We start from the raw sequence: 13,892 nt of genomic DNA on the forward strand, positions 1-13,892 counted from the left end.
AACCCCCTAAGCTCTCAAGCTGGCTAGGGGAAAGCGGGATATTTTGAGTTCGGAAATGAGCATCGTGGAAGCGGTGATCCTCGGCGCGGTCGAGGGTGTCACCGAGTTCCTTCCGGTGTCCAGCACGGGTCACTTGACGATCCTGGAGAAGCTGTTCGGGTACACCATCGACGACCCGGACATCACCGCCTTCACGGTGATCATTCAGTCGGGTGCGGTGCTCGCCACCATCCTGTTCCTGCGCAAGGACATCGCCCGGGTGGTGCCGGCGTTCTTCCGGGGCCTGTTCGACAAGGCACAGCGCGACCACCCGGACTTCCGGTTCGGCTGGGCCGTGCTGCTCGGCTCGATCCCGATCGTCATCGCGGCGCTGCTGTTCAAGGACGCCATCGAGACGACGTTGCGCAGCCTGTGGTTCGTCGCCGGCGCGCTGATCCTGTGGAGCGGTGTGATGGCGTTCGCCGACCACGCCGCCACCCAGGTACGTCACGAGAAGGACGTCACCTGGAAGGACACCATCATCATCGGCGTCGTGCAGTGCATGGCGCTGATCCCGGGCATCTCCCGCTCCGGCGCGACGATGTCCGCGGGTCTGCTGCGCGACTTCGACCGGGTGACCGTGACGAAGCTGTCGTTCTTCCTGTCCATCCCGGCCCTGACCGGCGCCTCCATCCTGCAGGGCGTCAGCGAGGCCGACCTGATCGCCAGCGGCGTCGGCTGGACCAACACCATCGTCGCCACCGTGGTGTCGTTCGTCGTCGCCTACGCGTCGGTGACGTGGCTGCTCAAGTTCGTCTCGAAACACTCCTACAGCATCTTCATCTTCTACCGGCTGGTGCTGGGCTCGCTGCTCCTGCTGCTGCTGACCACCGGGACGATCTCCGCGAAGTGAACGCTGTCCGGAAGGCGGCCGGGCGTCCTGCCCGGCCGTTTTTCGTTTGCCCCGCGATCCACGCCCGTGATCGCCTGGATCCATGACGCCGCCTGCTGCCGCTCTGCAGTTCGTGCGTGCGCTCGGCGCCCCGGGCACGGTGCCGGACGCGCCGATCACCGTGAACTTCCACCCGGACCGGCTGCTCGCCGACGGCCGTACCGTCGCCGCCTGCCTGGCCGCCGACGGCGTCTACCGCAGCCAGTTCGAGACCCGCATCTCCAACGGCGGGCTGCTCGCCTACCCGGGCGGCGACCGGGACCGCTGGGAGCACGCGATGTTCGGCGGCGCCTATCGAGGCGTCCCGGGCCGTCCGATCTACGGCGCCCTGAACCTGGCCGGTCACCCGGACGGTGCCGCACCCCGATTCGGCAGCTGCCATCTCGTGCTGGCGCCCGCCACGGTGACCCGGGCGACGTTCTGCCACGGCGACAGCCACCGGGGCCCGGTAGCGGTCGGCACCGCAGACGCATTCGGCACCATCACGAACGCCCTGCGCGCCCAGCTGACCCGCGACGGCGCAGCCCTGGGCGTCCGCGCGCCTCAGCCTCCGGCGTCCGCGCCTTCGCCGGCCTCCGCTTCTGACGTCGGCGCCCCTTCACCCGCGTCCGCTTCTGGGGTCCGCGCCCCTTCACCCGCTTCAGCTGCTGACGTCGGCGCGCCATCGGCCGCGTCCGCCTCAGCTTCTGACGTCGGCGCGCCATCGGCAACATCCGCCTCAGCCGTCTCGCCGTCGTCGGCCCGCTCCTCGACGTCGCCCGGGCAGGCGTCGTCCGGGCAGGTGCCGTCCGCGCCGGCCTCGCCACCCGTCTCGTCGGAGCCGTCATCGGTATCGGCGCTCTCGACCGATGCGGCTGCCCGGTTGTTCGCGGCCTGGGAGGCCGCCGTCAGCGAGCGCCGGGATTCCTACCTCGCTCTTCTGGCGTCACCCTCCTCACGTCACCTCTCTCCTGATGGCCCCACTCCTGCCGGCGGCAGTGTCCGCAGAACCGGTTCCGGCAGCGGCGATGTCCGCGCTGCCGGTCCTCGCAGTGCAGATCCACCCAGCGCAGATCCACCCAGCGCAGATCCACCCAGCAGCGGTTCTTCCGGCGCTGGTGCCCGCCGCGTCCGTCCTCGCGGCCCCGATCCGTGCGGCCCCGATCCGTGCGGCCCCGATCCGTTCGCGGCTCTCGCACCCGGGCGGACGCTCGACGACTACGTCGAAGCCCAGCTCCACGGTGGCCTCGTCCTGGGCGAGCACGTCACGGCCGTCGTCGCTTGCCCGTCACTGCGGGGTACGCCGGCAGCGGCCCACCTGGGTTCGCTCGGCATGCCGGTGTTCTGGCACGCCGGGTTCGAACTCGCCGCCGACGAGTTCCCCGCCGAGCTGCGCGGCCCGCGAGTGCCGCCGCTGGCCCGTGAGATAGCCGCGCGGTACGGCCGGGCGGTCCTGGACGCCGAGGTCATCGGACGAGCGGCCCGTGCCGCCGCCGGTGATCCGGAACGTCTCCAGCAGATCAAGTATCTCTGGCACATCCTGGTGCTGCTGGGCCGCCCGCACTCCGGCGCGTGACTCGCCACGCTCGCGATCGTCATGGTGTCGGCAAGGGCTCACCTCCGCACAGGGCGTCGACCAGGCGCTCGCCCGCCGGCCACGGCCCGAAACCGGTCTTCGAGTCGAGATGGCCGACCGCGCCCGCGTCGTAGACCTCGGCACCCCACGCACGCGCCCAGTCCGAGGCCTGCTCGAACGTCGCGTGCGGGTCGTCGCGGCTGGCCACCACGACGGCCCGGAACGGCAGCGGCCGGCGAGGCACGTCCATCTCGCCGACGAACGGCGGGGTGACCAGCAGCGCCGCTCGGACGGGGCCGGTGTGACGCTCCGCCCAGAACGCCACCGTGAGGCACCCGGCGCTGTGCGCGATCAGCACCGCCGGCTCGGTGCGGGCCGCCACCACGGCGTGGAGGGCGGCCACCCGTCCGGCCGGTTCGTAGGGAGGGCCCGGTGGCTCGGGCGCCCACTCGTAGCCGGATCGTCGCCGGACCCACTCCCACGACCAGTGCTCCGGGTAGGCGACACCACGGCCGGGCACGAGAAGCCGGCGCACGCTCACCGGCGGCGGGTGGGCGGTCACCACTGCCGCCACTGGTCGGTCAGTTCGTGGCGGTCGCGGCCGCGGCGGGCGGTCAGGGCGGGGACGTCGATCCCGGCCCCGGTGAGGACGCCGTCGACGTAGTCGGCCAGGGCTTCTCGCTCGCCGGTCTCGATGTGGCCGTCGTCGGCGGCGTTCAAGCCCTCGACGGCGTGCTGGACGACCGCCCAGATCTGCTCGTCGGATGCGGTGGCGCTCAGCGCGGCGGCCTCCCGCTCCAACGTCACGAGCACCGCATCGGCCGCGGCGAGGAACGCGGGCGGCCAGAGCTCGGCGGCGTAGGCCTTGCCGGCGTCCAGGGTGCCCGCGGCCACGGCGGCGGCCTGGTCGTCGACCTGCCGGCGCCAGCGGGTGGTGGGGCGGTGAGTCACATCGAGAGCCATGCCGACAAGCTAGACCCGGCCTACGACATTTTCCGGCGGCGGCCCGCGAGCGCCATCGATGGCACACTGAAGTCTCGCGGGGAGGAGCCACGGATGGCGCAGGAGTCCGAAACCGATCACCGAGCCCGGGCCGACAGCGCAGTCCTCGTGGCGCTCGCCTGGTGCATCGTCGTCACCGTGGTGACGCTCGTCGTGGAGTCGGAGATCCTCACCGGTGGCCGGGACTGCGGGGACCAGTCCTGGTGCCTGGGCTCCGAGGCGATGCTGACGATCGGGCTGGTGGCGGGCGCGCCGCTGTGGCTGGGCTACATGCTGGTCTCCTGGCTGATCACGCTCGTGGTGGCGCGCGGCGTGCGATCACCGTTCCTGGCCGGGACGCTGGCGGCCGGTGCGGCGGCGGCCCTGATCTTCGTGGTCGCGAACCTGCTGTTCGGAGGGTAGACAGCTGTCGAGTCCCTAGGAGGATGACGTTCTGGCCCGTGGTCCTCGCGGCGGGGGATACTTCCGGCGTGAACAGCAACGAGGACATCGAGCAGCGTGTGGCCGCCCTGGAAGCGAAGGTGGCGTTCATCCAGCAGGACGTCATCGGCGCACGAGCCCTGGCCGCGGGTGCCGATCATGAGGTATCCGAGGTCAGGGCCGAGCTGCGGGGGCACACCCGGGTGCTGGAGGCGCTGCGGCAGACGCAGCTCGAGCACTACACCGAGCTCAAGTCGGACCTCGGTCACCTCAGGGCCGACGTCGGTGAGATCAAGGTCGGCATCACTCGCATCGTCCGGCTGCTGGAGAACGCCGGGGGCGAGCCGTCCGCTTGACGGCGCGCGCCCGTCGCCCCTGGTGTCCCGATGGGATGGGGGCGATGATCCGAGGGTGGGGGCGCTGCCACGGTGCTCCCCTCGTACTCAATGATCTAAAGCGGCCCTGACCAGCGCCAAGGCCTGGTCGGACGGAATGCCCAGCGCCCGGATCTGTGCGGCGTATGCCGCAGCCGCTTGCTGGGCGAGTACCGACGTTCCCGCAGCTCGCGACGTGATCACCGTGCCGGCGCGGCCTCGGGTCTCGACGAGACCGGCCTGTTCGAGTTCGCGGTAGGCGCGGGCCACCGTGTTCGCGGCCAGATTCAAATCGGTCGCGAGCTGGCGTACCGGGGGAAGTTTCGTGCCGGCGGGGAGCTCCCCGCCCGCCGCGAGCGCAGCGATCCGCAAGCGGACCTGCTCGTAGGGCGGGATCGGGGAGTCCGGGTCGATGGTGATGTTCATCAGAGCAGTCTGGGGGGTGTGTTGCCGACGGCGGTGATGGCCCGCCGCAGCGGCACGAAGGCGAGCAGCACGCCGCCGATGAGGAAGAAGACCATCAGCGAGATGATGCCGGTGCGGTAGCTGTTCGTCAGCTGGAAGATCAGGCCGAAGAAGAGCGGGCCGAGCCAGCTGGTGCCCTTGTCGCTGATCTCGTAGAAGCCGTAGTACTCGCCCTCGCGACCGGAAGGGATCAGCTGGGAGAACAGGCTGCGCGACAGCGCCTGGCTGCCGCCCATGACCAGGCCGATACCGGCGCCGAGCAGCATGAACGGGAGCGGTTCGCCCTCCGGCAGCCAGTACGCGGCGGTGACCACGACGAGCCACAGCGCCAGGCTGATCAGAATCGTCTTGCGGGCGCCGATCCGGTTGGCGAGCGCGCCGAGCAGCAGCGCCCCGCCGAACGCCAGGAACTGCACGATCAGGATCGTGATGATCAGGTCCGACTGCTCCAGCTTCAGCTCTTCGGTGCCGAACTGGCTGGCCAGCGCGATGACGGTCTGGATGCCGTCGTTGTAGATCAGGTAGGCGCCGAGGAAGAACAGCGTCAGCGGGTACGCCCGCATCGACTTGATGGTGTGCCCGAGCTGCTTGAAGCCGTCGGTGAGGACGTTGCCCTTTTCGGTCACCGCCTCCGTTCCGGGGTGTTCCTTCAACCAGAGCAGCGGTACGACGGTGAACGCCGCCCACCAGATACCGGCCGACACGATCGACCAGCGGGCCAGGTCGAGGGTGCGCTGCGGATTGCCCTCCTCGCTGAGCATGGTGACCGCGACCAGGTTGAGCAGCAGCAACAGGCCGCCACCGAGGTAGCCGATCGCCCAGCCGCGGCTGGAGATCCGGTCGCGGTCGTCGGGGCCGGCCAGCCGTGGCAGGAACGAGTTGTAGACGACGATCGCGGCGCCGAACGCGATGTTGGCGATCAGGAACAGCAGGCCGCCGAGCAGGTACTGGTCGCCGGTGACGAATCCGATGCCGATGGTGGCGCCCGCGCCGAGGAAGGCGGCGCCGGCCAGCAGCGGCTTCTTGCGCGGCACGCGGTCGGCGATCGCGCCCATGACCGGCAGCACGAACACGGTGAGCAGCACGGACAGCGACACCAGGTAGGCGTAGTAGGAGCCGGCGGCGACCGGGATGCCCAGCGGATGGACCGTGCCGTCGCATTCGTCGGCGTCGATCGCGCAGCCGGCGGCCATCTCGGTGACCGTGGTCAGGAACGGTCCGAGGAAGACGGTGATGACCGTGGTCGAGAACGCCGAGTTGGCCCAGTCGTAGAAGTACCAGCCGGTGCGTTCCCGCCTGCCCGCTGTCGTTGTGACGGTCACGTGCGCTCCCAGGTGTTGATTTTGTGCGCGCACATGATGTCACTAACCGGGCGTCATGGGGAGACGTGGATCACTGTTCATCGGGCGTCCACCAGCGGGCCAGGGCGCTCGTCGCCGGGTCGTCGGATTCGGCGAGGGTGGCCCAGTCGGCGGGCTGGCCGGTGTGGGCGTAGGCGGCCAGCTCGTCCGGGGTGACCGGGTCGAGCGGCGGGGTGAAGCCGGCGGCGTCGGGGGCGCCCAGGGTGGCGGTGTCGATCCAGGGGAAGCCGTCGACGGGTTCCGGGAGTTCGCCGAGGTCGAGGGCGGGTGGGAAGAGGTCTTCCGCGCCCGCCGTTTCGGACAGTTCCGGGACGTCAGGCGCGGCAAGCGGCTCGGGATCTTCGAAACCGGGGTGATGATCCTCGACCTGGAGATCGTCGTGCAGCTCCGGTCCAAGATCGTGGTGATCGAGATCGGGCACGTCGAGGTGATCGACATCCGGCGCCTCATGAGGCGCCTCGTGGTGGTCGTCGAAGTCGAAGTCGCCCCAGTGGTCGGTCATCTCGTCGTCTCCCGGTCGTCGTCGATCGGTGCAGGTGTCAGTGCCCGGGCCCGGGCGAGGGCTTCGTCGGCCTGCCGCAGCCGGATCGCGGCGGCGTCGCGGTCCTGCTGGGCGGCGGCCCGGCGCTTGGCCCGCCCGGCCGCGTCCTCGGCGGCAGCCGCGTCGATCTCCGCGATCTGCGCGTCGATCTCCTTGAGCCGTCGTTCGATGCTGTCGTCGAGGGCGACCGACAGGGTGTACTGCAGGTCGGTGAACCGCTGGCTGATCTCGTCGGTGAGCGCGGCCCGCGCCTCGGCGAGCACGTCGCGCAGCCAGGTCTGCGCCTGCCGGCGGTCCTGGTGCACCTTGCGGCGGTAGAGCACGTATCCGCCGGCGGCCAGGCCCAACCCGATCCCGGCGAACGGCAGCAGCAGCCCGCCGGCGCCGCCGAGGGCCGCGATGCCCAGCGCCCCGGCCCGGCCGGCGACCAGGGCGATCCCGCCGGCCGACAGGGCGATCAGCATGTTGTCGCCGGCGGCGCCGCGCGGCGGGGTGGTGGTGACCGCGTGCCGCAGCGCGATCGTGGCCCGGTCGGTGTCGACGAGGATCTGCTCGGCGATCCGCCGGGAGGCGTCCTCCAGGAGTTCGGAGACGTCGGCGGCGATGGCCTGCAGCCGGGTGTCGACGTCGTCGGGCAGCCCGTCGACGCCGGTGATGTCGATGCGTTCGGCGAGCTCGTGCTGGGCTTCGCCGACGCGGGTGCGCAGCTGCCCGACGGTGGCGATCCGGGCCCGCTGGATCTCGGTGCCCAGCCGCAGGGTGGCCTGCCGGGACTCGGTGCGTCTGCGGGCGGCCAGGGCGTTGCGCTCGGCGCGGGCCTCGGCCTGCCCGGCCGGGTCGGTGGCGGCGGCGCGGACCCGGGCGTCCGCGTTGTCCTGCAGCCGGGCCAGGTCGCCGCGGGCGGCACGCAGCACGTTGGCCAGGCGCAGCTGGTGGCCGCGGCCGGCGAGTTCGACGAGGGCGTGCTGCAGGGTGGCGATCTTGGACTCGTCGAGGAGGTCGGGGACCCCGTCGAGAGCCAGCTCGGCCAGCCGCGCCGAGACCGGGAACCAGGGCGCCGCCGCGAACCGGGGGGCGTGCGCCTGCAGCAGTTCCCGGTTGTCGGCGGCGATGGCCCGCCACTGCGGATACGCGTCGATCTTGGTGAGGGCGAAGACGACGGCGTCGACGCGTTCGGTCGCGGCGGCCAGGAAGTCCAGCTCGGGGCGGGACAGCGGGGCGGCGGCGTCGGCGACGAACAGCAGCGCGGTGGCGCGGCGGACCGCGGCCAGGGCGATGGTGGCGTGCGCCGGGTCGAGGCCGCCGGCGCCCGGGGTGTCGAGCAGGCTCAGGTAGCGCAGCAGCGGCGCCGGGTGGGTGACCTCGATGCGGCGGGCCCGCTGCCGCCCGGTCGCCCATTCGGCGAGGTCGTCGATGGTGATCTCGGCGCCGTCGGGGAGCCACGCCTTCATCGCGATCGTGTCGCCGGGCACGAAGTCGAGGTACGCGGCGGTGGTGACCGCGGCGTCGACCGGGGACAGGCCCGGCACCCCGAGCAGCGCGTTGATCAGGGAGCTCTTGCCGCGTTTGGTCTCGCCGACGACGACCACGCTCGGCCGGGTCAGGTGGGCGCGGCGCAGCTCGGCCAGGTCGGCGGCGGCGTCCGGGTCGGCGGTACGCAGGTAGGCGAGGGTGTCGCGGACGGCGGTGTCCAGCACGACGGTCAGATCCTGCACGGCCCGACCCCCTGGGAGAGCAGGTGGAAGCCGCGGGAGGCGACCTGGGCGAGGCGGGCCTGGGCCGGTCCGGCGTCGTCGACCGCGTAGGACCGCCAGCGGCCGGCGGCGGCGATCGCGGCGGCCCGCAGCTCGGCGGCGTCTGCCGCCGGCAGCCCGAGGATGAAGCGCGGGTCGTCGGAGGTGGCCAGCCTGACCAGCTCCTGTTCCCAGGGCTGCGGCAGCGGCACCACGCCGGTGGCGGCCCGCTGTGCCGCGTCGAGCAGCCGCAGCCGGTGGTAGGCCGGATCCCGCAGCGCCGCTTCCAGGGCGTCGCGCAGGGCGGCCCGGTCCCGTGAATCGGGGGTGAAGCCGGCGAGGCGCTGCAGCCGGGTCAGCGCCCAGCCGGCCTTGATCGCGTCGGAGCGCCAGCGGAACGTGCGGTCCACCGTGTCGCGCAGCCGGGGAAAACCGGACGCGGCGAGCAGCCGCTTGATCAGCTCGCTGGTGCTGAGTCGTGGTTCGGCGGTGAGCTGGGCGCACGCGAAGCCCACGCCGTACAGATCGAGGCGGGTCAGCAGGCGCTCCCGCTGGGCCGTGCTGATCGGGGCCGGCCGGGTGCGGAACAGGTCGGCGGAGGTCAGCAGCAGCGTCAGGGCCGCGGCGGGCAGGGCGGCGAGCTGGGCGAGGGCGTCGCGATCGGAAGCGGTCAGCCGGCCGGCCTCGGCGGTCTCGGCGAGCAGGGCGCCGACCGGTACGACGTCACCGACCGTGCGGGCCAGCAACCCGGCCTGCTGGGCGGCGAGCGGCCCGGCGACCGGCCACGGGTCCCCGGCGCCGCCGACCAGCGTGTCGACCTTGCCGAGCACGCCGATCGCGTTGATCGGGCTGGTGGCGAGGTTGGCGGACGCGGTGTGGAACGCCTCCAGGGCGGCCCGGTCGTCGGCGCGGACGGCCTGGGTGAAGACGTAGACGACGGCTTCGGCGGCGGCGACCTCCCCGGCCGAGTCCGGGTCGATGCCGACGGCCTGCTCGGCGCGCTCACTGCTGGCGACGTCGGTGGAGGCCAGCCCGGGGGTGTCGACAACGGTCAGGTCGCGCAGCCGGTCGCTGGTCAGGGTGACGTCGACGCAGGCGACCCGGGAGGCGGGGACGCCGAGCCGGGCCGGGACCATGCCGTCCTCGTCCAGCGGCAGGCTGTGCCGGTCGCCGTCGCGGGTGACGACGTCGATGCGGTCGGCGGGCCCGTACCGGAACCGGGTGACCACGCGGGTGCACTCGCCGACGGCGGTGGGGGCGACGCGACGGCCGATCAATGCGTTGACTAGTGTCGACTTTCCGGCTTTCAAGCGACCCGCGATCGCTACCCGTAACGGATCGTTAAGACGGTTTCCGATCTGTTGTACCTGGCCACCAGCCTCGGAGGACATTTTCGTGACCATCTCGTGACAGAGAGTCGCGATGCCGCTGGTGAGGGGTCCGGTCACCACGACTCGTCAGCCGGCCGCACCGTCGGTGACAATGGGCGTACCGGGGATGTCGCAGTCACGAAAGGGCCCTTCGCTTCAGCTCGCTGGTCAGCAGCAAGCCTACGGACCCGGTCATCGGGCGGGGATCCCGAGATCGTGCCAGTGATGGTGTTTGGAGGGGGAGCGCAGGTGACGGACGAGCCAGAACTGGCCGCCCGTACCATTCTGCGTCAGGGGCCCGGACTCGTCGTGCTCACCGGCCCGCCCGGCTGTGGCCGCAGCACCCTGCTCCGCAAGATCGCCGCATCGGTGCCCGGTCCCGCCCATCTCGGCGGCGGCCTGGCGATGCTGTCCGGCGTCCCGGCGCTGGCCCTGTCCCGCGCGGTCCGGGCCCGGCTGCCCGGTGACGACGTGCATCTGCTCGCCGAAGCGGTTCGATCCCGCGTCCGCGGCGGCCTCCTGGTCATCGACGATCTTCAGTATGCCGATCCGGCGACGCTTGCGGCTCTGCCGCATCTTGCGCTGTCCTGCCGGGTTCTGGTGGCTGTGCGTACGCCGAACCGCCTGCTCTCCGACGCGTTACGCCAGGCAGCCACGGCCTGGATCCCGGTGCCGCCGCTCGACCGCCCCGCCGCGCTGAACCTCGCCCGGTCGACGGCCGCCGGTCTGAGCGACGCCACGGTGTCCGCCGTGCTCGACCGGGCCGGCGGCAACCCCCTGGCGATCATCGCGCTGGCCCGGCAGGCTGCCGCCGGGCGCGCTCCCGTCGGTGAGGACATCGACCAGGTGGCGTACGCGATAGCCGCCGCCCTCGCCGACCTGCCCCGTCCCGCCCGCACCGCGCTGGCCGCGCTCGGCCTGCTCGGCCGCCCGGCCCGGGCCGAACTGCTCGGCACCGGCGCCGCCGATCTGCTCACCGCCGGCCTGGTCACCGCCGAACCGGGCGGCTCGCTGCTGCCCGTCTCGGCCTACGTGGCGGAGACCGCGGCCGGCCTGCTCGACGCCGCCGCCCGCGCCGACCTGCACACCCGCCTCGCCGACCTCACCCCGCCGGCGGAGTCGGCCCGGCACCTCGCGGCCGCCGGTGACGCTCCCGGCGCCTACCGCCGTGCCCTGGCCGCCGCCGACCGCGCCACCGGCGGCGAACGGGCGGAACTGCTGCTGTTCGCCTGCGCCCTCGACGTCCCCGCCGACCCCCGGGTCCGGCTCGCCGCCGCCGACGCCGCCCTGGCCGCCGGCCGCCCCGTGGACGCGGCCGCGGTGCTGCAGCCACTGACCCCGGTCCCGCCGTCCGCGACCACCCTGGCCCTGGAGGCCGCAGTCCTGCGCGGCGAAGCCCTGCTGCAGGCCGGTGACGCGTCCGCGGCCCGCGACGCCGTCCGTCCCGTACCGGACACCGCCGGCGCCGCGGTCGTCGCCGGCCGCGACCGGGTGCTGCTGCTGGCCGCGCTCACCCTGGAGCCGATGGCCGCCCTCGACCTGGCCGACAAGCTCACCGTCCGCCACCCGGCCCCGCTGCCCGCCATCGCCGCGGCCATCGCCGCCGTCCAGGCCACCCATCGCCTGCCCGGCTGGGAGCAAGCCCTTGCCGAGGCGGCCTTCGGTCCCGCCCCCACCGGCCGCCACGCCGCCGCCGGCCCGGTGACCGCCTCGGCCAGTCCCGCTGCGGCCAATCCTGCTGCGGCCAGTCCCGCTGCGGCCTCGGCAGGCTCCGTCGGTGGCGCGGCCAGCCCTGTCGATGGCGCGGAAGGCTCTGCCGGTGGCGCGGCCAGCCCTGCCGGTGGAACGGCGGGCCCTGCCACCGCTTCTCGTGGCGCCGGTCCCGCGCTCGGCGGCGATCCGCTGATCACGCGGTGGAGTGCGTGGCTGCTCGTGGAACACCTCGCCGCCGACGGCCGTCTGCTCGAATCAGCGCAGGTCGCCACGCGAGCGGCCGCGTCGGCGGGGGAGGCGCTCGCCTATGGGTGGCAGACCCGCTTCCTGGCCGCCGCCGACTGGGCGCTGGCCCTGCACGGTCACGCCCTGGGCCTGCACCCGGCGGCCCCTGCCGACGACCTCCGCCCCGCCCACGACCTCCGCCCTGCCGGCGACCTCCGCCACGCCGCCGAGCCGTCTCGCCCCGCTAAGCCTGCTGATCCCTCCCCGTCCTCCGAGATCGGCGGATCCGGCTCCGAGTTCGCCGAGCCCAGGTCCACGATCGGCGAGCCCGGTGAGCCCGCTGATCCGTCCCGGCCCGGTGAGCAGCCCTCCGAAGCCGACGCCTCCGTCATCGACTGGGACGGCGCCGAAGGCGTGCTCCGCCGCGCCGCCAACCTCACCGACCGGGCGGTTCCCGCCGAAGCCCTGGGTTACGCCATCGCCTCCACCGCTCTCATTGAAGCCGACACCGGTCTGCTGGCCGCTGCCCGTGCCCGCCTGGCCCGCGCCGGCCTGGAACAGCCGCACCCGAACACCGGCCACCCTGCCACCGCTCGCCCGCACCCCGATGCCGGCACACCCGCACACGCCCGCCCCCCTGCCGGCACCCGTTCGCACCCCGACACGGGCGGGCCCGTGAGCGGCACCACCGTGCACCCCGCGGCCGCCTGGGTGGCGCGGGAGGTCGCCTGGCTCGACGGGCAACCGGACCGCGCGGTCCAGCCGCCCGCCACCGCCCCCGAAGGGCTGCTCGCCGGCCTGCACGCGATCACCGGGCGGTGGGCGGCGCACGACCTGGGCGTACCCGGCTCTACCGAGATCCCGGTGAGCCTGCCCGGCGCCGCCCGCCGGACGCTGACCGCCTGGGCGCTCGGCAGCGGTTTCACGGCGGCCGCCGACGGGTGGCGGCAGCTCGCGTTGCGCGAGCAGATCCGGTGCCTGCTCGCCGCCGGTCTCACCGAGACCGACCGGGACCGGGCGGTGGCCGCGCTGCTGCGCGCCGAGCAGCTCGCCGATCAGGCCGGGCTGACCGTGCTCGCCGGGCGGGCCCGCCGTGGCCTGCGCCGGCACCAGATCCATCGGGACACGCGCAGCCCTCGCTCACACGGCCGCCTCACCCAGCGCGAACTCGACGTGCTGCGGCTGGTCGCCGACGGTGAGCCGACCCGCCGCATCGCCGGGCAGCTGGGCATCTCCGCCGAGACCGTCGACACTCACATCCGCGCGAGCATGCGCAAACTCGGCGCCCGCACCCGTACCGAGGCTGCCGCCCTGGCCTTCGCCGCGCCGGAGGCGCGGCCCGAACCCTTCGAAACCAGCGAGGATGGCCGGTGACCATACAGCCCGACGCTCCACGCCACGTAGTCGCCTCCTCGGCCGAGGCCGACACGGTTCTGCGCCGCCTGGCCCGCGAAGGCTGGACGGTGCGGTCCGGTTTCGCGCTGCCCGATCCGTCCTGGGACGTCGGCAGCTCCCGGCTGATCCTGCACGGCCGGATCGCCGACGACGACCTGGAGACAGCCCAGCTCGCCGTCCTCGCCGCCGCGCGGGGCGCCGGGGTGGTCGCCGTCGTCGCCGCCGAGTCCGCCGCCGGCCGTGCCCTGGTCGACGACCTGACCCGGCTCGGGCCCGTCAACCAGGAGGGCGACAGCAACGGCAGCGGCGGCGGCGGTGGCAGCGACGTGATCGCCAGCCTGATCCCGGAGCAGCGTGCCCTGCTCGACCGGCTGGCCTCCGGCGACACGATCGCCGCGGCGGCAGCAGCCGAGTTCCTGTCGCTGCGCACCGCGAACCGCCGGATCGCCGAGGCCCGCCAGCTCTTCGGAGTACGGACCACCCGGGAAGCCGTCCTGGCATACCTCAGGCAGCGCCAGCGCCAGCCGGAGTGAGAACGGGGCCGGCCGGGTCACCCCCAGCCCGCTCCGGCGGGACTCACTTCACCCGGCCGAACAGGAAGTAGGCCGCCGGGATCACCCCCGCCGAGTTGACCAGCGTGGCCGTGCCCCACAGCCATTTCGGCCCGCGCACCTTCTCCGGCGGCCGGCGCTTGAGGTCGACGGCCATCACGACCTTCAGGACGGTCTCGACCACCCCGACCGCGACGATCGTCCGCTGCTGCGACGGGCTCAGATCGTTCCACCGCTTCGCCATGGCTGCTCCCTC

Annotated in this window: 14 protein-coding genes; 6 read left to right on the plus strand and 8 right to left on the minus strand. The window is 73.1% G+C overall.

Features of this window, described 5'->3' with window-relative positions; genetic code table 11:
• The first annotated feature begins 55 nt into the window (after positions 1-55).
• Together EP757_RS31405 and EP757_RS44880 are read left to right on the plus strand one after the other, a co-directional pair.
• Positions 56-892, plus strand: a complete 837-nt coding sequence (locus tag EP757_RS31405) for an undecaprenyl-diphosphate phosphatase (protein WP_127552027.1) — start codon at positions 56-58, stop codon at positions 890-892.
• 82 nt (positions 893-974) lie between these two features.
• Positions 975-2,486, plus strand: coding sequence for a DUF3626 domain-containing protein (locus tag EP757_RS44880; RefSeq protein ID WP_127552028.1), 1,512 nt, complete (start codon positions 975-977; stop codon positions 2,484-2,486).
• 19 nt (positions 2,487-2,505) lie between these two features.
• On the opposite strand, the gene EP757_RS31415 is transcribed toward EP757_RS44880, so the two are convergent.
• Together EP757_RS31415 and EP757_RS31420 are read right to left on the minus strand one after the other, a co-directional pair.
• A complete protein-coding gene (locus EP757_RS31415) occupies positions 2,506-3,048 on the minus strand; it encodes an alpha/beta hydrolase (protein ID WP_160165931.1) in 543 nt (180 codons plus the stop codon).
• Positions 3,045-3,449 carry a hypothetical protein gene (locus EP757_RS31420; protein WP_232050094.1) on the minus strand — a complete coding sequence of 135 codons (405 nt, stop codon included), beginning with the start codon at positions 3,447-3,449 and terminating at the stop codon, positions 3,045-3,047. The genes EP757_RS31415 and EP757_RS31420 overlap by 4 nt, the downstream gene beginning before the upstream one ends.
• A 93-nt stretch (positions 3,450-3,542) precedes the next feature.
• Here EP757_RS31420 and EP757_RS31425 point away from each other — a divergent pair, with 93 nt between their 5' ends.
• Both EP757_RS31425 and EP757_RS31430 read left to right on the plus strand, forming a co-directional pair.
• The gene (locus EP757_RS31425; RefSeq protein WP_127552030.1) at positions 3,543-3,890 is read left to right on the plus strand and encodes a hypothetical protein; all 348 of its coding nucleotides are present in this window, start codon (positions 3,543-3,545) and stop codon (positions 3,888-3,890) included.
• A gap of 23 nt (positions 3,891-3,913) precedes the next feature.
• On the plus strand, positions 3,914-4,264 hold the full coding sequence (locus EP757_RS31430) for a hypothetical protein (RefSeq protein ID WP_127552031.1): 351 nt from the start codon (positions 3,914-3,916) through the stop codon (positions 4,262-4,264).
• 87 nt (positions 4,265-4,351) lie between these two features.
• Here EP757_RS31430 and EP757_RS31435 read toward each other — a convergent pair whose 3' ends face one another.
• The 5 genes from EP757_RS31435 to EP757_RS31455 all read right to left on the minus strand — a co-directional run bounded on the left by EP757_RS31435 (position 4,352) and on the right by EP757_RS31455 (position 9,785).
• Positions 4,352-4,708 carry a GntR family transcriptional regulator gene (locus tag EP757_RS31435; protein ID WP_127552032.1) on the minus strand — a complete coding sequence of 119 codons (357 nt, stop codon included), beginning with the start codon at positions 4,706-4,708 and terminating at the stop codon, positions 4,352-4,354.
• The gene (locus EP757_RS31440; protein ID WP_232050095.1) at positions 4,708-6,069 is read right to left on the minus strand and encodes an MFS transporter; all 1,362 of its coding nucleotides are present in this window, start codon (positions 6,067-6,069) and stop codon (positions 4,708-4,710) included. Before EP757_RS31440 ends, EP757_RS31435 begins: the two co-directional genes overlap by 1 nt.
• Positions 6,070-6,139: 70 nt before the next feature.
• Positions 6,140-6,610 (minus strand): hypothetical protein, encoded by a 471-nt coding sequence (locus tag EP757_RS31445; protein WP_127552034.1) that lies wholly within the window; start codon positions 6,608-6,610, stop codon positions 6,140-6,142.
• Entirely contained in the window at positions 6,607-8,364 is a 1,758-nt protein-coding gene (locus EP757_RS31450) for a dynamin family protein (RefSeq protein ID WP_127552035.1), read from the minus strand. Before EP757_RS31450 ends, EP757_RS31445 begins: the two co-directional genes overlap by 4 nt.
• On the minus strand, positions 8,352-9,785 hold the full coding sequence (locus tag EP757_RS31455) for a dynamin family protein (RefSeq protein ID WP_255435714.1): 1,434 nt from the start codon (positions 9,783-9,785) through the stop codon (positions 8,352-8,354). Before EP757_RS31455 ends, EP757_RS31450 begins: the two co-directional genes overlap by 13 nt.
• Positions 9,786-9,977: 192 nt before the next feature.
• Between EP757_RS31455 and EP757_RS44685 the strand changes: the two genes are divergently transcribed.
• Entirely contained in the window at positions 9,978-13,064 is a 3,087-nt protein-coding gene (locus tag EP757_RS44685; RefSeq protein WP_127552037.1) for a LuxR C-terminal-related transcriptional regulator, read from the plus strand.
• A complete protein-coding gene (locus EP757_RS31465) occupies positions 13,061-13,618 on the plus strand; it encodes a LuxR family transcriptional regulator (RefSeq protein ID WP_127552038.1) in 558 nt (185 codons plus the stop codon). Before EP757_RS44685 ends, EP757_RS31465 begins: the two co-directional genes overlap by 4 nt.
• Positions 13,619-13,661: 43 nt before the next feature.
• Here EP757_RS31465 and EP757_RS31470 read toward each other — a convergent pair whose 3' ends face one another.
• Positions 13,662-13,880 carry a hypothetical protein gene (locus tag EP757_RS31470; protein ID WP_127552039.1) on the minus strand — a complete coding sequence of 73 codons (219 nt, stop codon included), beginning with the start codon at positions 13,878-13,880 and terminating at the stop codon, positions 13,662-13,664.
• Between the last annotated feature and the right edge of the window lie 12 nt (positions 13,881-13,892).

It is taken from the genome of Actinoplanes sp. OR16 (assembly GCF_004001265.1).
In the GTDB taxonomy this organism is placed as follows: Bacteria; Actinomycetota; Actinomycetes; order Mycobacteriales; family Micromonosporaceae; genus Actinoplanes.